The organism is Bartonella sp. B35(2025), assembly GCF_053794465.1.
This window is the reverse complement of sequence record NZ_CP200035.1, coordinates 296,810-317,718: the sequence shown is the minus strand read 5'-3', so window position 1 is coordinate 317,718 and position 20,909 is coordinate 296,810. Positions and strand designations below refer to the sequence as shown.

Sequence of the window (20,909 nt, the reverse complement as noted above, 5' to 3'; positions counted from 1 at the left end):
GATACACTACAAGCGTAGTATCATCTTATTCAAATAAATGTCAAATATAATTTGGAAAATTATCAATAAAATTATGTATTAATAATATGCACATAACGTATATATTATTAATACATAAATAAATACTTTAAATAAATTAATAATTTTATTTACAATAGAATTAAAATATGAAAAATAAGCTTCTCTTTACTTTTATCAAAAATAAAATCAAAGCAAATGAACAGTTCATCAGAAAAATTGGTATCCTTCTCTTGGTTTACAAAGACAACAAAAAAATACATTTACTATGTCATTGAGCTTAGCATTATTGCTATTGTTTTGCGCTTACTTGGCTTGGTTAACCCATTTATTTTTCAGGCAATTATTGACCGTGTCTTGCCTTTTCAACGTGCAGAAAGCTTATATGTGATCGTTATCTTTATGATTGCTATTATGTTGTTTAACATAGCTCTTAGTGTTTTATCAGGCTATTTAGGAAATTACTTAGCCAATCGAGTGACATTAGAATTGGGATGTCGCCTTTATAACCATGTTTTAAGCCTCTCCTTGCCTATTCTACGTCATTGGCAGGTAGGAGAACTATTTACACGAATTGGAGAAGTTGACACAATTCGAAATTTCTTAACAGGAACTATCGCAACAACCGTATTAAATGTGATCTTTGCGATCATTTATATTGCAGCACTCTTTTCCATTAGTCCGCAACTAACTCTTATTGTCCTCATTATTCTACCTTTGCAAATAGGATCTTTGGCTTTGGTTGGCCCCTTTTTGCGGTACCAATTACGCTATGCTTTTACCCTACAAGCAGCTCATCAATCACGTCTTATTGAAAGTTTTACTAATATTGAATCTATCAAAGCGCATGTAAAGGAACCTGTCCATACAATACGCATGCAAGAAACTTTAGCTCGTAGCCTTGATCAAAGCCTAACAACTAGTAAGTTGCATATCCTGAATGAAGCTGTAAGCCGTATATTTGGCGACCTTTTTAATATTCTTATTATCTTTTTGGGCGCTCAAGCAGTTCTTCAAAATCAAATCACACTGGGACAACTTGTTGCCTTTCATCTTCTCGCAGGCAATGTTTCTGCTCCTATATTAAACCTTGCATCTCTATGGGAAGAATGGCAGAATTTGAAAGTTTCTCGCTTTCGTTTAGGTGATATTATCAACTCCCCATCAGAATGGGAAAATGAAAAACCATCTCTTCAGCTAACCACAATGCCCTATCTTGAAGCCAAAGAGATCTGTTTTTCTTATGGGAAAAAGAAAATTGTCAATCATCTTGATGTTTGTTTACAACCTGGGAAACCCATTATGTTACTTGGCCCTTCAGGTTGTGGAAAATCGACTTTAGCTAAACTTATCTGTGGTCTCTATACCCCAGAAAGTGGGCAGATACTCATTAACAACCAATCCTTACGAAACTTTGATATCCGTAGTGTGCGCAAAACAATCTCCTATTTCCCCCAAAACCCATGTCTTTTTTCCGGAACCATCCTTGAAAATATGTATCTTGCCAAACCAGATGCAACTAAGATGGAAATAGACACCGCACTTCATGTCAGCGCTTGTCATGATTTAATCGCTCAATTACCCCAAGGGCTGAATACCCAAGTAGGAGAGCAAGGTAGTTTTTTATCAGGTGGACAACGCCAACGCCTAGCCTTGGCTTGTTTTTTTCTGACAGAACCGCGCCTTCTTATTTTAGATGAACCCACTTCTGCACTGGATGAGTTCGTCAGTACACAGATTGTTGATCATTTATATAAGCTTTCGAAAGATCGTATCGTTCTTGTCATTACGCACAAATTTGACCTTTTTCCTAAACATGCAACCATATTAAATTTCACTGATCTAGAAGCAAAACATGGCAAATAAGATACTCCATTTACGTCCGTTATCACCAACACTTCATATGGTTGTTGCTATTTTGATCACTTTATTCTTCTTTATTGTGATCAGTAGCTTTATCACAAAAACAGAAATTGTTGCACGAGGCCAAGGAATAATTATTCCCACTGCCTATATTCAACTTATCCAAGCACCAAATACAGGTCGCGTCGAGAAAATTCTTGTGAAAGAAGGACAATTCGTTCACCAAGGTGATCTCCTCATTCAATTAGATCAGCGAGAAGCTTTAAATGAACGCGCACGTGTTCAAGCAGATATCGCACAACAAACCCTTCAAGCACAAATCGCAGTAGCTATTTTAGCCACATTGCGTGAAAATGATCCTTTGGATAAAGATTTTGTAATAAAAGGACTCACCTACCTGCCAAGTTTTTCCTCTAGCAGCGAAAAAGTAGTAACCGAAGGGAAAAAACTTATCAGTGCTACCCTTCAATCACTACAAGATAAACTAAAAACATTGCAAGCTCAAGCTAATCGTGTCGCACGCAGCGGTGATATTCAATATGTGCAATTAAGTAAATTGCAAGATGAGTATCAATTAAGTCAAAAAAAGCTAGAATCTGCAAAAAGCCTCATCGAAACAAAAGTCATTAGCCAAACAAGTTATTTAGAGCATTTACATAACCTTAAAAAGGTAAAGCATGAGATTTTAACTAATCAAAAGCGTATCGATGAAAACATCGCTGAAGTAGATACTCTTCATCAACAACAGCAAAGTCTTATTTCTGATGAAATCGCTCGCTATCAGCAAATTTCTCATGAAACAGAGCTAATTATTCAAGGATTACAAGCTAAACTTGATAGCGCTCAATACCGCCTTGATCAATTATCAATCTATGCGCCTGTTGATGGACGCATTGATGATTTGAGTATTCACACTTTAGGTGGCTTTGTAGAGGCTGGTAAAACTTTAATGCGTATTGTCCCTGACACAGGTGGATTAATTGTTGAAGCATTTTTTGATAATCGGGATATTGGTTTTTTAGAAAATGGCCAACGTGCTTACATAAAGTTTTCTGCTTTTCCATCTGAACGTTTCGGTATTATCCATGGCACGATTATTAGTGTAGGCCCTACAGCACGCTACGACCAAAAAATGAATGGTGCCTACGCAGTTTTGATCAAAATCGATCAAGATCATATTAATGTGAATGATAAGCAACTTAAATTTATCCCTGGTATGACCGTAACAGTTGATATCATTACGGCAAAACGTCGTTTAATTTCTTATTTCTTTGAACCTATCACTAAAATTTTAGAGCAATCCCTCAAAGAAAGATAATATGTATATCTATTATAGATTCTCTTATGAATTTGAGAGTTATAGTAGTTTTAATACTTAAATTTTTCTTACACTGCCACTGGCGAATCTAAAATATTAAATTCAATTTGAAGATGACTTCAAAAATTAGAGAATGAAGATTCTATAAAAATGAGTACAAAGAGTTTTGTACCTTTATCATCTAATTTTTTTTTAGATGAGAAAAATCATCAATCTGTGCTTGAAAAAGGAGAGCTTCTATCTGATACCAATTGGTAGAATGAGGAATACATATGTAACTGATTATGCTTTACCATACAACTGGCATCGTATAAAATATACCACAACATATATTCTTCAATCATTGTATTTAATATTATTCAATGCAATAAAAAAATGAGATATAAAAAATTACCTGCTAGCACAGTTATAAAGAACAAACTCCACTGAAAGAATTTTTGTAAACTAAGTGAGCATAAATTATTTAAAAACTCCCTCTTTTGTACACCATGATAAATAAGAATTTTATTTTGGAACTGTTGCTTACAGTTTTATTGTCTAAAATTGCTCACCATTATCAGTAGTATTTTTAGATTTGATATGAATCATTATAGCCAATCTTAAAGATTAATTATACCTTGAAACTTTTTTAAATTTTTGTTTTTTACATTTTCTATTTTGCTTTACTAAATATAATATTTTTTGTGATAAAACAGTAAATCTGTAAGCTATAATACCTGCAAAATTATCAAACAGAGAAAAAATATACAACCTTCCATAAGTTAATAGTATTTTTGTATCATCCTTATCAATGCAGAGTATGAATTATCTTTAATCTACTTGTTTAGTTGAGCTCCTATTTTAACTATTGCCAAAACTACAAAATAAAACATTCTTATACAGTAAGCTAAAATATTATTATCTTACAGCTCAAAAAAATTAAAAAACAAAAGGTAAGATCTCCAGATAAATATCATCAAAATATAAAAAACTTTTTATAAAACAACAAAAGCTGAGAATATTGAAAAAAAGTTTTTTACGTGTATCAAAGAAAATCTCTTCACCCAAAACAAATCAAAAAACTGATGGAACACCTAGTACTAAATAATGTAGATGAAAAAAATATCAACGTATTTACGATATCAGCACTGAAAACTTCAAAGATAAGAAAGACAATCATAAGAATATTATTACTATAGTGAATCTTCCCCCTTTTATTGAGGCTGATTAGATCGGATAATGAATACGATGAAGATAAAAATACCATACAGATTGAGAAAATTAGCAGCAATGCGTGTAGAAAAATATAGTAGCACCAATTTTGTGAATAAAAGTGCTTTTTACCCGAATTGAAGATAACACGATAACCCCTATATTAAAGTGGTTAAAATGAATAGAAAAAGTCAGAAAGATTTATCTCGAAATTGACAATATTTTCTTAAGGATATTGTTTAAATGGCTGGGGTACCTGGATTCGAACCAGGGAATGCCGGTACCAAAAACCGGTGCCTTACCGCTTGGCTATACCCCAAAAGAAGAACATGCTCACATCCGCGTTCGCATCTTATAGCGATTCCTATGATTATGCGCAACATCTGAAAATAAAAGCTCTTATTTTTTTATTACAAAATCCTACTCAGATCACGATAACGCAGAACTTATAATAAACACAAATATTGTTTATATCCCTAAAAATAAGTACTCATCCCCCACCAATAGTTTTGCATTTTTGTATTTTTCTCTTTTATCTATCCATCTCAGTAATTACATAAAATGTAATTTTTTTGCTTTACCACTGTATTCAACAAATCATCGATAACCATAACTCATAATAATATTTTTTCTATTATCTAAACCTAAAATTATAAAAACAAAATAATAAGAATTTAATCACTTTATATATTTCTGACTCTTTGTTTTCTTTGATTACATACTTGATTTTGTTTATTTAACGTACAACAATTTGTCCTCCACTCCCATCAATTAAACTGATAATTTACGACAAGCATTATTAGATTATCATAGATAATATTATTGTGTCCAATATGCACAAACAATCAATCACAATTCACCTGATGTGACATTATTTAGGACAATACAAAAAAATCTGATGATTCTTATAAAAGATAGCAGCATATGATCTAAGGTAAGCGTTATGATAAAAATGGTAACATACTCAGCGATGAATAAGCTAAAAAATCTTTTAAAGTAGGTAAAGATACTTTGTATGATATTGAGAATATATTTTAGATGATAATTGCAAAAAATGATAATTATTTAAATTTACTTTTTATTCTGTATAAAGACGGTTGTATTTTTTATTAGGTAACGGATATAAAATTTTTTCAGAAGCAGGATTATATAAGTCAATGATATTTTTTCATTAATTAAAAAGATGTATCCAGAAAAAATTATCTCACAAATAAAAGATCGTTAAAATTAAATTAACACAAACAGGTATTCAATATTTGCTTTTAGATGCTATAAGTGGCAAATTAAGCTTGTGGAGTAAGCTTAACAATTAGAATCGAGGAGATTTTTAAATGGCTTTTGAATTAGCTGAGTTGCCTTATGATTATGAAGCCCTTTCACCTTATATGTCACGTGAAACGCTTGAGTATCATCATGATAAGCATCACCTCGCTTATCTTACCAATACCAATAATTTTATAAAAGATTTAGGCTTAGAAAATGAAAGTCTTGAAGATATTATTAAAAAAAGCTTTGGGCAGAATATTGGTTTATTTAATAATGCAGCTCAATGCTACAATCATCATCATTTTTGGTATTGGATGAAAAAGAATGATGGAAATCAAAAACTGCCTGGAAAATTAGAAAAAGCTATTAAAACTGATTTAGGTGGATACGATAAGTTTCGCACTGATTTTATTGCTGCTGCCAGTACCCAATTTGGTTCTGGATGGGCGTGGGTTGCTGTTAAAAACGGTAAACTTGAAATTATGAAAACACCTAATGGTGAAAATCCTTTAGTTTATGATGCTCAACCTATTCTAGGGATTGATGTATGGGAGCATTCCTATTACATAGATTACCGCAATGCACGTCCGAAATATATTGAAGCTTTCGTGGATAATTTAATTAATTGGGACTATGTTTTAAAACTTTATGAAGAATACGGATTTTAATCTATCTATATAATCTTTCATAGAGGATTAAAGGCTCTATAATCCAACAATCATGGAGCCTTTTAAAAAGAAAAATGCTCAAATTAGCAGTGATTTTTCCCTACTATTTTTAAGATATATGCGTAAATATATGCAATTTCTTCTAGCTTTGAAAACCGCCCAGCCGCACCTGCATGACCTGAATCCATATTAATACGCAGTAAGATTGCGTTGCTATCTGTTTTTAAGTCACGTAATTTTGCTACCCATTTTGCGGGCTCCCAATAAGTTACACGAGGATCAGTTAGTCCTGCAATCGCAAGGATAGGTGGGTATTTTTGAGCTTTAACATTATCGTAAGGTGAATAAGAGGAAATAAGATTATAATCCTCTTCTGATTTAAGGGGATTCCCCCATTCAGGCCATTCTGGTGGTGTTAATGGTAATGAAGCATCTAACATAGTTGTTAAAACATCAACAAAAGGCACATCAGCTACAATACCAGCAAAATCTTGTGGAGCTATATTTGCAATAGCACCCATCAACATTCCTCCTGCTGAGCCACCATAAGCTATGAGTCGATCATGAGCAGTGAATTTATTATTTACAAGATAACGCCCACAAGCAATAAAATCTGTAAATGTATTGTATTTAAAACGATGTTTTCCTTTCTCATACCATTCAACTCCTTTTTCTTTTCCTCCACGAATATGAGCAATTGCATAAATAAACCCTCTATTAACTAAAGAAAGTACATTACTATTGAAACTGGCAGGAATAGAGCTTCCATAAGCACCATAACCATAAAGAAGACAAGGTGCACTACCATCAAGAGTGGTAGTTTTATGATAAAAAAGTGAGATAGGAATTTTCTCACCATCGTCGGCAATTGCCATAATACGCCGTGTTACATAATTATCTGCATTATGCCCTGAGGGAATTGTTTGCGTTTTTAAAAGTACCCTTTTGCGACTTTTCATTTCGTAATCAAAAACTTGATTAGGTGTTGTCATAGATGAATAAGAAAAGCGAATAATTTGGCTATTATACTCTGCAGCACCTTGTAAACCTAGAGAATAAGCTTCTTCTGTAAAAGCAATGGAATGAATTTGTTTGGTGGTACGCTCCATTACTTTTATACGAGGAAGCCCCTCAAAACGTTCAAGCCAGATAAGAAAATCTTGATAAGCATCATGAGATATGATCAGCTTCCCAAGCTGATGTGGTATAAATTCAGACCAATTTTCTGATTGTGGCGATGTATATGGTGCTACCATAATTTTGAAATCTTTTGCGTTATCTATATTGGTAAGAATATAAAAAACATCACCACCTTCTGTAAGTGAATATTCAATACCTTTTTGCCGTTTCCGTATACATTGGGGAACAGTAAGAGGTGTTTCAGCAGGGATGATCCAGATTTCTGATGTTTCATGATCATGGATATTAATATAAATAACGTCATTAAGCTTAGAACTACTTACATGTAGAAAAAATCCTGGATTATCTTCATAAAAAATAAGCCTATCTTGTGATTGATCTGTGTTTAATCGGTGATAATAAAGTTTAGAAGGTCGATGATTTTCATCCATCTTAGTATAGAAAAATCCTTCAGATTTAGCATCCCATACGATCTGCCCAGATGTATCAGTAATTGTATCTGCACAATCAGATAACGTTTCTAAATTACGAACTTTAGCTGTGTAAAATTCTGATCCTTTATCATCATAAGTCCATACAACATGTGTATGATCCGGAGATTCTTGAACTGAACCAAAGTTGAAATATTCTTTACCTTCAGCCAAAGTATCGCCATTAAGGTAAACATTTTTTTCTCCTCCATTTCTTAATGTACGAAAATAATGTGGCTGCTGGCCTCCAGTAACATAAGAGAATCCATAGGCAAAAGATCCATGTTTTATAGGAACGGAACTATCATTCTCTTGAATGCGATTTTTCATTTCATCAAAAAGAAAATCTTGTAGTGATTGTGTATCAGCCATTTGAGCAGCTTGATAAGCATTTTCTTGTTCAAGATAATGTCGAATATTTTTATCAAGACAGCTAGGATTTTTGAAAACGTCTTGCCAATTAGATGCACGCAGCCAATAATAGGGATCATCACGACAAATACCGTGATGCATTTCTTTATGAATAATTTTTGATGCTTTGGGAGGAAGTACTGAAGAGCGAGTCATACATAATCCTATGTAAAAGATGGGGATGATTTTTTTTATATGTTAGAATTATACCATTTACACAATAATTTAAGTTTATAAACTTTATCTACTTTTGAAAATATCACTGAGATAAGTTTCACGATTATACTGTGTACTTTTTTGTTACCGTATCATAGATGTTTCTTTGCCATGAATATCGCTTTGTATAAGTGTAATATCACCCTGATAGGCAGATTAGCATGATTTGACCTTTTAGCATCAGAATTAGATTTTTCTTCCAAACAGTAGAACTGATTGTTGAATATACACAAAAAATGTATTTGAGATGGTACTGTTATAATCTGGAGAGGGAAAAACTTTTAATACTGTACTAATATATGACAATATGTTATTTTAGTATTAATTCTTTATGATACTCTGTATCCATAATATATATTTTATTTTTTTTGTTTATCGTATTTTTATCGAGTTTAAAAAAAATCGTTTAAGTGCCTTTTTATATTCAGAAAAAATCATTTTCTAACATAAAAATTGAAATTTTGTAAAAAAATACCAACGCTCTTAATATTATAAGATAAAATATTTGTTTTATATATTACTATTTTATATGTAATATTCTCAATTATAAATCTTCCATAAAATAACTGATTTTGTGTTATATTTTGTTTTTATACATGATATTCTATAGCTAAAACTGTATTTAAAAAAGAAAGCACATTATTTTTCTTGTTATATATTATGACAAAAAAGAGGAATTTATTTGATTTTTTTGTGTTTAAGCAATTTTATAAAATAATTGAATTGACAAAAAATATTTTTGTACAATATGAAACCTACGTGCATAAGATCTCTTTGTTATGAATGTAAATGCAAATTATATCTCGATTAAATTAAAAGGAAACAAGAATGGAACATCATCCAGTCTTAGAGACTGAAAGCAATTTAGTTATTACATTGGTTGCCGATATTGTTGCTGCTTATGTGAGTAATAATTCGATTCGACCGACTGAAGTTCCAAGTTTGATTGCTGATGTTCATGCTGCTTTTCTAAAAGCAGGTAATATGGAGTTAACGGAAGTTGAAATTGAAAAGCAGCGGCCTGCTGTTAACCCAAAGCGTTCGATCTTCCCTGATTATCTTATTTGTCTTGAAGATGGCAAGAAGTTTAAGTCTTTAAAGCGTCACCTAATGACACACTATGGAATGTTACCTGATGAGTATCGTGAAAAATGGCAATTGGATAGTTCTTATCCTATGGTTGCACCCAATTATGCAAAGGCGCGTTCAGCTTTAGCAAAGGAAATGGGACTTGGACGCAAAAGCCAACGGAAGAAAATCAAATAATTGTATTTTATCCAAAAATAATTACATTAGGTAGATAAAAATACTTTTTTAAAGGCATATTTTCCGTAAAGCTTTTGGATAATTTTACTATAAAAGCCTCTGATGTTTATAAAGAACTCTCATTACGGATTCGCTCAATCACCGATTTAAGGCCGTTTGATCGTTGTGGTGTGAGGTTCTCATTTAAACCAAGTACCTCAAGTAGCCCTTCAGCATCAGCATCGCGAATTTCAGAGGCTTTTTTACCTGAATAAAAGGTAAGAAGAATATAGATAAGTCCTCGCACAATATGGGTATCAGAATCACCTTGAAATGTTAATGTTGGATTTTCTGAGTTATCACGAGAAGACAAAAGCCATACTTGGCTAACACAACCAGGCACTTTATGGGCGTCATTTCGAGCACTTTCCGGAAAAGGTGGTAATTCATGGCCAAGTTCAATGACATAACGATAGCGATCCTCCCAGTTATCTAGAAGAGAAAAATTTTCTATAATATTATCAATCGTTTCTGCCATAACCACAGTCCTGTCTTATCTTATTTTATTAATTATGTTGATGCATTTGACTGACAGATAAGTGTTCATTCCTCTTAGCACGAAGCCAATAACAAACGTTCAAAACTTTTATTTAGAGATAATGTCATATGATTCTGTTTTTTTGTGTCAGATTATATATATTTACTTTGAGAGACATACTTTCAGATTGAACCATATTATTATTATCCAGTATACGGCCAAGATATTCATAAACTACTTTTGCACCATAACGCGCACGTTCACCAAGTGAATTTAAAAAAGACTTTCCGGCTTTGCAGGTTTTTTCATGTCTTTTACAGAATGTTCCTAACTCATTTAAGGCTTCCTTAAAAGCAATAATCACATCACTTGTTGTTATCTCATTATCTCTTTGGGTAGAAAAACGGTTACCACTTGGCATTTCTACAAAGAATGAAACGACAACAAAAATAAAAAACAAAAACAATGATAATTTTATTAGAAAACGTATCATAGATAACTAGTATACCGCAATTGCAAATGAAACAAAAGCAACAGTTTATAGGCTTCTTGTTTATAAAAGATTTATAAAACTAGCATTTTTCATAATTAAGTATTCATTTACAGAGCTTAATTGTTACCTATGCTGTAAAAAATATATAGTGTAAGCGTGCACAGGCAAAATATATTACTTTTTCGTTAGTGACTTAACATAAAATTTGCAAAACAGATTAAGTGCCTTTAAAATATGTGAACGTTTATGACATCGGTTGCATATCATAAAAATTAAGATATTATGATAAAGAAAACAATGGGCAATTACCTATGGTAATGAGCGAAACTTAAAGTGCTATACGACTCTCATATATTGTTTTATAAAAGACCGTAGATATGAAGTTGAGAAAATTAAGAAGATTTTTTACTATTTTGCAGGTATTTTTAAAATAACTTCAGTTGAAATTTACAAAATTTATTGAATATTAGTAGAGTGGATTTATATCGACATACGATACAATATTGAATAAATGATTCTGGTCATACTGTTACATGAAAACATAAGTTGATATATGTGAGATATTTGAAAGAGATGTAGCTGCCCATTAGCTTCGTAGTACTCCAAAATATGTCTTAACTTGATTTCATAAATGCCATCCGGTATATGCGAAAGAAGAGCATTATAAAGAAGTATGTGCACTGCCATTTAAATAATCATAAAAAATTAATTATATATACCGATATAGTTGAAAATGAAAAAAAACGCGATATCGCATAGCAAAAAACTATCTTTATACGTACCAAGAATGCATTTAAAATATGAGATTAAAAGGAATTTATAAAGGATGCAGTTGATTTATAATTATATATAATGTGAAAATTTTATTTATTTTAGTAATTTGAAAGAATAGATCAACGGCAATACATATACCTCCCTTTAGTTGGAAATGGAATAATTTATGTTAGATTCTTTATAAAAAATAATCGTAAAATGACAAAAAAACGGAAAACACGCAAAACAAAAATTATAAAAAAGCATACACAACGTAGTATTGTTATAACATTTTTTCTCATCAATGGTCGTTTGCTTTTCTGGATAGCAAAACAGATTTATTTTCACACACGTAAAAACACTTTGTTAGCCATTGGATTTTTTCTTTTTTCTATCAGTTTTGGATTTGTTTCCTTTAATGCTTTATTTTCACAAGTAGCAATGCACCAGGATGTATCTACCCAAATGGAATTCATATCAATTTCAGGTATAGGGAAAAGTTCTAATTTACCAAAAAAAGAAGCAAAATTTCAAACCGATACTCATATTATTCCTGTACCTATTCCGAATAATTTACGAAAAAATCCCCCTTCACATTCTTTTTCAGAAAGCACATTAAAAATACAGAAAAAATTAGCACAATTAGGGTTTTATGATGGTTCCTTAGATGGAGTAGAGGGACCTAAAACACGTCGTGCCATAGTATTATGGAAACAACAAAATGCTGATAGAGTGCAAAACAGTGCCCTACCAAAATCCACAATAGATGAGATTGCAATATTAATTCAGCATAGCGAAATGGAAATGGCAAATGATACAACAAAAACAAGCAATCTTCCTTCTTCAAAAGAAACTATTTTAGAATCTCCTATGACAGATATTGTACAGGTTCAAAAAGCTTTACGTATTTTTGGTCACCAAGAGGTAATTGTTACTGGTGTAGAAGATCAAAATACAATAGATGCTTTAAAACAATTTCAAAAGATATTTAACCTTCCTATAACAGGTAAAGTCAATCACACAGTTTTAATGAAAATGCGTGAAATTGGTTTGCTGAATTAAAAGATCCCCCTTATCTTATAAAACATAAGATAAATATATATATGCTGCATTATCCATATCTTATCTTCTCACATAAACATATCAAAGATCGACCTCACCTCTCCAACGCATATAGTTAACAATGTGCTATAGAGATTTCATTCAGCATATTATAACCACCATACAATAAAAATACCTCAATCTCCTGATATTTTTTTTGCAATTTTTGATTGTGCTGCAGCTAACCGTGCAATTGGCACTCGAAAAGGAGAACATGAAACATAATCTAGATTATTCTCTTCACACAAAGCAATAGAAGCAGGATCACCTCCGTGTTCACCACAAATTCCCAGTTTAATTTTTTTATGCCGCAACCGCCCACGCTGTGCAGCAATAGCAATAAGCTCCCCTACCCCATCACAATCAATTGATACGAAAGGATCTTGTTCTAAAAGCCCTTTTTGAAAATAAGTTGTCAAAAGGGAAGCTGCATCATCACGTGAAATACCAAAAGTAGTTTGTGTTAAATCATTTGTTCCAAATGAAAAAAATTCTGCAGTTTCTGCAATTTCACCTGCCCGAAGAGCTGCTCTTGGGAGTTCAATCATTGTCCCAACCATGTATTGAATATCAATTCCCTTTTCATTCATCACCTCACTGGCTACTTGATCAATATGAGCTTTAACAAAGTCCAATTCAGACTTAAGTGCAACAAGTGGTACCATAATTTCAAGCATAACAGGAGATCCAGATTTCTTAGCAGTTTCAGCAGCTGCTTCAAAGATTGCTCGTGCCTGCATTTCTACAATCTCAGGGTAAGTAATAGCTAAACGGCACCCACGTAAACCAAGCATCGGGTTAAATTCATGGAGCTGCTGAGCACGCTCAGTAAGTATTTCAGTAGAAATCCCCATAGCTATTGCAACATCAAGAATTTCTGCATCTGTTTTTGGTAAAAATTCATGTAATGGTGGATCTAAAAGGCGGATAGTAATAGGCAAACCGCACATAATTTCAAACAATTCGATAAAATCTGAGCGCTGCATAGGCAAAAGCTTATCCAATGCTTTGCGACGCCCACTTTCATCATTACTTAAAATCATTTCTCGCATAGCAACGATACGATCGCCAGAAAAAAACATATGCTCCGTACGGCAAAGGCCAATACCTTCAGCCCCAAAAGAGCGCCCCATACGTGCATCAGACGGTGTTTCAGCATTGGCACGGACTTTTATGCGCCGTATCCCATCAGCCCACTCCATCAATTTTGAAAAATCTCCACAAAGCTCAGGCTGTAACATCGCAACCTCTCCTTTGAAAATTTCCCCACTTCCACCATCAATCGTAATGATATCGCCTTTTTTAAAGCTTTGTCCTGAAGCAAACATTGTATTGGTATTATAATCAATTCGCACACTGCCCGCACCAGAAATACACGGTTTTCCCATACCACGCGCTACAACAGCAGCATGGCTTGTCATACCACCACGTGTCGTTAAAATCCCTTCAGCAACATGCATACCATGAATATCTTCTGGACTTGTCTCTATACGTACCAAAATAACCTTACGCCCATTTGCTGATACAGCTTCTGCCTCTTCTGAAGTAAAAACAATTTCACCAGTTGCTGCCCCAGGAGAAGCAGGTAAACCACGTGCCAAAATGAAACGTGTCGCCTTTGGATCAAGTGTTGGGTGTAAAAGTTGATCAAGTGCGTTTGGATCAATTCTCATCAAGGCTTCTTCACGGCTTATCAATCCTTCCTCAACCATTTCAATCGCTATCTTCAAAGCTGCACGTACTGTTCTCTTTCCTGAACGAGTTTGTAGTAGCCACAATTTACCTTTTTCAATCGTAAATTCAATATCCTGCATATCTCGATAATGCTGTTCAAGCTTCTGTGTAATCTGACATAACTTTAAAAAAGCTTCTGGCATAACTTTTTCCAGAGATGGATTACTTGAACCTGCAGCAATACGTGCCTTCTCCATGATATTTTGAGGAGTTCGAATACCTGCCACAACATCTTCACCCTGTGCATTAACTAAAAATTCACCATAAATCTCTTTTTCTCCTGTCGACGGATTACGTGTAAAAGCAACACCTGTTGCCGAATCTTCACCCATATTACCAAACACCATCGCCTGCACATTAACTGCTGTTCCCCAATTTTCAGGAATATTATGTAAACGGCGATAAGTGATCGCACGTGCTGTCATCCAGCTTGAAAAAACCGCCCCAATTGCACCCCATAGCTGTTGTTCAGGATCTTGTGGAAAAGGTTCACCCAATTTTTCTTCAACATATGCTTTATAAGAAACAATAACATCTTTCCAATTAACTGCTGTCATTTCTGTATCGATGCTGTAACCATTACGGACTTTTACCTCATCAAGAATCTCTTCAAAATATGAATGATCTAATCCCAAAACAACATTAGAATACATTTGGATAAAACGACGATAACTGTCATAAGCAAAGCATTCATTATTGGTTTGCGAAGCAATTGCCTTCACAGTCTCGTCATTCATACCAAGATTGAGTACTGTATCCATCATCCCTGGCATAGAAGCTCGAGCTCCTGAACGAACAGCGAGTAAAAGTGGTTTTTTTTCATTGCCAAATTCGCCTCCTGTTTGTTCACCAATGCGCTGAATTGCTTGTTTAACAGCTTCCTGTAATTCTTCTGGATATGATTTACTATGTGCGTAGTAAAAGTTACAAACTTCCGTTGTAAGAGTAAAACCAGGAGGCACAGGTAAGCCAAGATTACTCATTTCTGCTAAATTGGCTCCCTTACCACCAAGAAGATTGTACTCGCTTGCACTTCCTTCTGCATTACCATCACCAAAACTATAAACCCATTTTGTCACCGTATAAGTCCTCCCATGTCAGCATCATCACATCATTTGACCTGAGCTAATAATCAAAAGAAATGATTCGATAAAATTGAGTAAACTAAAGAAAGTAGCGCTCCATAGTACATCAAATTAATTCTCTCTAGAAAGCAAAGCATCAACCATAAATATCAATACCCACCTTCTAAAGAGAAGCTTTAATTTTTAAGAAAACTGTCAATCACTGAAAAGAAAGATTCAACTGTCATTATACCTTCATATTTATTACCGTTAATAAAGAAGGTAGGAGTTCCTGTGATACCAAGTTCTTTTCCACGCTTAAAAGATGCATTAATCTCATCCAAAATGGATTGATTTTTTAGGCAAGCATGAAAACTTTCATCTGTAAATCCCGCCATTAAACCAATTTTCTTCAATGGCGTTAGAGCATCTTGCTCCCAAACCCACTCATGCTGTTTCTGAAATAAAACTTCTATCAAAGGAAAATAACGATCTTCTGGTGCACACCGCGCCAACATAAAACCTGCTGTTGCCCGAGGGTCAGAAGCAAAATCTCGAAAAATAAATTTTACTTTTCCTGTTTTGATATATTTTTTACGAATTTTAGGAAATATATCATTATAAAAATGCGCGCAATGAGCACATGTCAATGAAGCATATTCAATAATTGTTACCGGTGCATTCTCTTCTCCTTCAATCCTATCCTTAACTTTACCCAATTGAAGAAGCTTGATCATATCAACAGTTGAAACTGGTTTAATTTTATTATGTAAGGAAGTAGCTGTACCGATCTGTACAGTTGTCATTAGAAAAAAAATTATCGTAAAAGGCAAAAAGGAACGAAAATTTATCATAAATAATACTTTTCTTCTATTTTTAAAAAGGTAAGAACCCGGCATTCTCTTATATATTAATCTTAAATGAATGTGTAAAATATCTTACTTTTCCTATTTATTATTTTTTTCAGCCAAAATGCAACAACCGAGTTCATAAAGGGAATAGCGCAAACTTTCATCTTCAATCCCTTCAAGCATTTTTTCTACGATTTTTTTGTCTTTTTCATTTAAAACTGATTTTGTAGGTAGATAATTTGTAAGAACAGATACACACTTTTGCTCGATCTTTATACGATCGATAGCGATATACCCAAAAAAAACATTAATTCTATGAAGCAATTCACTTGTTTCATGCATCACTTTTAACACTGCAAACCCTTCACAAGCCATAACAAGCGTTGCAGGTTGGAAAACTTCATGCCAATCTGCATGACATTTCCAAATAATTTTGAGCGGCATTGTATGTTCACCGATATCATGACCTATAATCTGTGGCCAATGCTCTATAAGCTCCGCACTAAATCCCGCCCGCTTGCGTAAAACTGGATCAAGTATCTTGGATGCCATTTCAGAAAGAGAATGAAAATAGCGCTTTTGAAATCGTTTGCTCATTTTTAGATCATTATTAAATTATTTACTAAATTATAATAATCTCTTTTCCATTTAAGAGCTATTATTCTCAAAAACTACTTAAATATCAACAAAATTTGATATTCACCTAACCAAAAATTTTACAATAAATAATCAAAAATGAGCCATGAGTTACAAAATAAATATTTTTTCTTTTGCATTTTATATCTCTCTGTGATTGAGAACAATCATGCACGAAATTTCTTCACGCCTCCTCTCTTGGTACGATCAGCAACACCGACATTTACCATGGCGTATTACCCCTAAAGAACAAATGCAAGGTATCCGCCCTGATCCTTATCAGGTTTGGCTTTCTGAAATCATGCTTCAACAAACAACAGTTGAAACTGTTAAACCTTATTTTAAAAAATTTCTGAAACTTTGGCCTAATCTCTTCTCTTTAGCAAAAGCTTCACAAGATGATATTATGAAAGCGTGGGCAGGTCTTGGCTATTATTCACGCGCACACAACCTTAGAAATTGTGCTTGGCAGCTTATTGAAAACTACGGAGGACAATTTCCACAATCCGTGAAAATATTGCGTACTCTATCTGGTATTGGAGACTATACTGCTGCAGCTATTGCTGCAATTGCTTTTAACAACCCTGTAGCTGTTGTTGATGGTAATGTTGAACGTATTATAACTCGCTTATTTGCTATCACCTCAGTATTACCCAAAGCAAAAGCTGAAATTAAAGAAAAAACGCAAAAAATTATTGCCTTAGATCGCCCTGGTGACTTTGCTCAAGCCATGATGGATTTGGGAGCGACAATTTGTACACCTCGTAAACCATCTTGTTTACTCTGCCCTCTTCAAAGTTTATGTAGGGCAGCAAAAATGCAAGCAACAGAGTTCTTTCCAGTTAAAGCTCCTAAGAAAGAACGCCCTTTAAAAACTGCTGCTGCTTTTGTTGTACTTAATGAAAATAGACAAATTTTTTTAGAAAAACGACAAGGCAAAAAATTACTAGGTGGAATGACTCAAATCCCCAACAATATCGGCATAAACAATGATAACGGACTCCAAAATGCACCCTTTACCGCTAATTGGCAATTCAAAGGGCAAATTACGCACATTTTTACCCATTTTTCTCTAAAACTTGATGTTTATTACATTAATGGTATTCGCGAAATGAACTATAAAACCGGCTGGTGGTGTGACATCCATCATCTTGCCGAAGAAGCACTCCCTACTGTTATGAAAAAAGCTATTTCCATAGCAATCCCTAATTCTTTCAGATTTAAATAATTATCCGCTGAAAAATAAAATATTCAGCTTAATCTGAACTAACCATTTTTCATAGAATACCGGTTTTTAACATCTGTGAACGTATTATCATTCTTAAATCATCTATTGACTTCAATCGTCCACCTTCCTCATAATACCAAAATGTCCAACCATTACAGCTCTGTGAAGCTTGAGCCTTTCGCCCCATTGCATGAATAGAACCAGCTTCACCATCATACATTAGAGTACCATCAGCTCTTATAATAGCAGATACTTTCTTTTTCCGATCATAAAGAACTTCTCCAGGATAGAGTAAACCTGCTTCAAGCAAACTATTAAACGCTACACGTGGTTCTGCTTTTCTTTTATCCAAAATTGCTAATTCTGGTTTATCTAAAGGCTTAACCGCAGCAATCCTCTCACACGCTGCATCAATGTAGTGCTGCTCACGCTCAATACCTACAAAATCACGCCCAAGAAGTTTAGCAACAGCACCTGTCGTTCCCAAACCAAAAAATGGGTCAAGAATAACATCACCCGGTTTACTAGAAGCCATAATAACACGAGCTAATAACATTTGCGGCTTTTGTGTTGGATGTAACTTACGCCCTGCTTCATCTTTTAAACGTTCTGCACCAGTGCACAGAGGGAAAAGCCAATCTGAACGCATTTGTACATCTTCATTTGCAGCTTTCAAAGCATCATAATTAAATGTATATTTTTTATCCTTTTGATCTCGCACAGCCCAAATAAGCGTTTCATGAGCATTTTGAAAACGACGTCCTCGAAAATTAGGCATTGGATTATTTTTGCGCCAAATGATATCATTAAGCACCCAAAAACCTAAATCCTGTAATGCTGTACCAACTCGAAAAATATTGTGGTAAGTTCCAATGACCCAAAGTGTCCCGTTAGGCTTCAATACACGACGACAAGCAAGTAACCACGCACGCGTAAAGGCATCATAAGCAGCAAAACTCTCAAACTGATCCCACGCATCATCAACTCCATCAACAAGTGAATGATCTGGGCGGTATAAGGCACCATCCAATTGTAAGTTATAAGGAGGATCTGCAAAAATCATATCAACTGAATGTTTGGGAAGTTTTTCTAATACTGCAACACAATCTCCTTTGAAGATTTTATTGCGCCATGGCATCAGTGGAGAAGTACGAGATAAATCTTTTTGAAGCTGAATAACCGTCATAAAATACCCAAAAAATGAAACAAAATACCCCATAATCGGAATGATTTATAGGTTTGTACTGCTGCTCTATATTTACAAAATAGAGTAAATGTATAGTTAATCTTATTTAAAATTGATGATTGTTTCTGCTCTTTCAGAAAAATAAAATAATCTCACACTGATAAAGTCTTTATTTTCTTTCCTTGCAATATGCTATTCACATATCTTGACTCATCACATAATTTAAGAAGCATTTTTTTTTATGACGATAAATCTTTCTTAATGCCCTCTTCATATATATTCATATGGTTATAAGTAATACATAAAGGAATATCCCATGCCTCAAATAGATCTCATTATTTTTGACTGTGATGGAGTTTTAGTAGATTCTGAATATCTCGCAGCAAAAATTGGATCTCAGTTACTTAAACAAGTTGGATATGAGATATCACCTGAAGAATTAAGTGAACGTTATACTGGACTAACTTTTATCGATATTCTTAAAAAAGTCGAACAGACAATAGAAAAACCAATTTCAGCTCATCTCATAGATCAAATGTCAGATCTTTTTCGAGCACAAATAAAAACTAAGCTACGTGCTATCGATGGCATAAAAGAAGTAATAAAAGCCATTCAACCTCGCTATCCTTATTGTATTTGCTCTAATTCAGCCAGTAGAGACATAAAAGAAATGCTCACCATTGTTGACCTTTATGATTTTTTTGATGATGAAAATAAAATATTTTCTGCACCTGAAGTTGAAGCAAAAAAAACTAAACCTGCCCCTGATGTTTTTCTTTTTGCCGCACGACAATTACATGCAAAGCCCCAAAACACTATTGTTATAGAAGATTCTATTCATGGAGTACATGCTGCAACAACAGCAGGTATGCGCGTCATCGGTTTTACCGGAGGATCGCACAGTTACTTTGGTCACTCTAATGTACTTGTAGATGCTGGTGCCGAAATATCTATCGACAAACATGCTTATTTACTAGAAGTCTTAGAAGCCATGGCAGTGTGGCAAGATTAATCATAAAGAAATATCGTAAGCACATATCAGCTCAAAAATCCTTCCAGTGATACCTTTACCAAGATATTTCCATCTCAATTGGAGCAGACTCGAAAGAGCAAAAATATAACTATATTGGCTTCGTATTATAAATATCTCATATACACCATTGTTATGATCAACAAAATTTTCACTTTTATTAAATTTGAGCTCTGTTTATTACAAAAAATCATACATTTTGTTTATTATCAAGAACGTAACATGAAATTTATATAATTAAAAAAATCACATTCCTCTTTAAGAATAATGATAAAAGTAAATACAATAATTAGATAAAACTTAAACACATTTTTTAGGGTACATGATTTGCATAAATCGCTATCTAAATAAAACTCATTAATAAACTTAAGTGTTTTATTAAGATATTGCGAATCTTTTTATTAATCAGCCTATTATAAATTTTATATTTCTTCTTATTGTATGCTCAACACCACACTAAGCATTCATCAATTTACCCTGATTAAAAGT

At 33.7% G+C, this 20,909-nt stretch carries 14 protein-coding genes and 1 tRNA gene; 7 read left to right on the top strand and 8 right to left on the bottom strand.

The window, feature by feature from the left end:
* Window positions 1-216: 216 nt before the first annotated feature.
* Window positions 217-1,884 carry a peptidase domain-containing ABC transporter gene (locus V4P56_RS01250; protein ID WP_455482286.1) on the top strand — a complete coding sequence of 556 codons (1,668 nt, stop codon included), beginning with the start codon at window positions 217-219 and terminating at the stop codon, window positions 1,882-1,884.
* Window positions 1,874-3,199 carry an HlyD family type I secretion periplasmic adaptor subunit gene (locus V4P56_RS01245; protein WP_455482285.1) on the top strand — a complete coding sequence of 442 codons (1,326 nt, stop codon included), beginning with the start codon at window positions 1,874-1,876 and terminating at the stop codon, window positions 3,197-3,199. The genes V4P56_RS01250 and V4P56_RS01245 overlap by 11 nt, the downstream gene beginning before the upstream one ends.
* A 1,435-nt stretch (window positions 3,200-4,634) precedes the next feature.
* Here the strand turns inward: V4P56_RS01245 and V4P56_RS01240 are convergent.
* Window positions 4,635-4,709: transfer RNA gene (locus V4P56_RS01240), tRNA-Gln, on the bottom strand.
* Window positions 4,710-5,721: 1,012 nt separating this feature from the next.
* On the opposite strand from V4P56_RS01240, the gene V4P56_RS01235 reads away from it, so the two are divergent.
* Window positions 5,722-6,324: a superoxide dismutase gene (locus tag V4P56_RS01235; RefSeq protein ID WP_455482284.1), complete on the top strand. Its 603-nt coding sequence runs from the start codon at window positions 5,722-5,724 to the stop codon at window positions 6,322-6,324.
* A gap of 83 nt (window positions 6,325-6,407) precedes the next feature.
* Here the strand turns inward: V4P56_RS01235 and V4P56_RS01230 are convergent, their stop codons facing one another.
* A complete protein-coding gene (locus V4P56_RS01230; RefSeq protein WP_455482283.1) occupies window positions 6,408-8,501 on the bottom strand; it encodes a S9 family peptidase in 2,094 nt (697 codons plus the stop codon).
* Window positions 8,502-9,389: 888 nt separating this feature from the next.
* Here V4P56_RS01230 and V4P56_RS01225 point away from each other — a divergent pair.
* Window positions 9,390-9,827 (top strand): MucR family transcriptional regulator, encoded by a 438-nt coding sequence (locus V4P56_RS01225; RefSeq protein WP_455482282.1) that lies wholly within the window; start codon window positions 9,390-9,392, stop codon window positions 9,825-9,827.
* Window positions 9,828-9,933: 106 nt separating this feature from the next.
* Here the strand turns inward: V4P56_RS01225 and V4P56_RS01220 are convergent, their stop codons facing one another.
* Both V4P56_RS01220 and V4P56_RS01215 read right to left on the bottom strand, forming a co-directional pair.
* A complete protein-coding gene (locus tag V4P56_RS01220) occupies window positions 9,934-10,344 on the bottom strand; it encodes a SufE family protein (RefSeq protein WP_455482281.1) in 411 nt (136 codons plus the stop codon).
* Window positions 10,345-10,468: 124 nt separating this feature from the next.
* Window positions 10,469-10,837 (bottom strand): DUF5330 domain-containing protein, encoded by a 369-nt coding sequence (locus V4P56_RS01215; RefSeq protein ID WP_455482280.1) that lies wholly within the window; start codon window positions 10,835-10,837, stop codon window positions 10,469-10,471.
* 972 nt (window positions 10,838-11,809) lie between these two features.
* On the opposite strand from V4P56_RS01215, the gene V4P56_RS01210 reads away from it, so the two are divergent.
* Entirely contained in the window at window positions 11,810-12,652 is an 843-nt protein-coding gene (locus V4P56_RS01210; RefSeq protein ID WP_455482279.1) for a peptidoglycan-binding domain-containing protein, read from the top strand.
* Between the two features lie 176 nt (window positions 12,653-12,828).
* Here V4P56_RS01210 and ppdK read toward each other — a convergent pair whose 3' ends face one another.
* The 3 genes from ppdK to V4P56_RS01195 form a co-directional block, all read right to left on the bottom strand.
* The gene (gene ppdK / locus V4P56_RS01205; protein ID WP_455482278.1) at window positions 12,829-15,504 is read right to left on the bottom strand and encodes a pyruvate, phosphate dikinase; all 2,676 of its coding nucleotides are present in this window, start codon (window positions 15,502-15,504) and stop codon (window positions 12,829-12,831) included.
* Window positions 15,505-15,686: 182 nt separating this feature from the next.
* On the bottom strand, window positions 15,687-16,343 hold the full coding sequence (locus V4P56_RS01200; protein WP_455482277.1) for a DsbA family protein: 657 nt from the start codon (window positions 16,341-16,343) through the stop codon (window positions 15,687-15,689).
* A gap of 93 nt (window positions 16,344-16,436) precedes the next feature.
* Complete coding sequence (locus tag V4P56_RS01195; protein WP_455482276.1) at window positions 16,437-16,937, bottom strand: DUF721 domain-containing protein; 501 nt, start codon at window positions 16,935-16,937, stop codon at window positions 16,437-16,439.
* Between the two features lie 208 nt (window positions 16,938-17,145).
* Between V4P56_RS01195 and mutY the strand changes: the two genes are divergently transcribed.
* Window positions 17,146-18,204: an A/G-specific adenine glycosylase gene (gene mutY, locus V4P56_RS01190; RefSeq protein ID WP_455482275.1), complete on the top strand. Its 1,059-nt coding sequence runs from the start codon at window positions 17,146-17,148 to the stop codon at window positions 18,202-18,204.
* 49 nt (window positions 18,205-18,253) lie between these two features.
* Here the strand turns inward: mutY and V4P56_RS01185 are convergent, their stop codons facing one another.
* Window positions 18,254-19,342 (bottom strand): DNA methyltransferase, encoded by a 1,089-nt coding sequence (locus tag V4P56_RS01185; RefSeq protein ID WP_455482627.1) that lies wholly within the window; start codon window positions 19,340-19,342, stop codon window positions 18,254-18,256.
* A 364-nt stretch (window positions 19,343-19,706) separates the two neighbouring features.
* Here V4P56_RS01185 and V4P56_RS01180 point away from each other — a divergent pair, with 364 nt between their 5' ends.
* Window positions 19,707-20,402 carry an HAD family hydrolase gene (locus tag V4P56_RS01180; RefSeq protein WP_455482274.1) on the top strand — a complete coding sequence of 232 codons (696 nt, stop codon included), beginning with the start codon at window positions 19,707-19,709 and terminating at the stop codon, window positions 20,400-20,402.
* Window positions 20,403-20,909 lie beyond the last annotated feature (507 nt).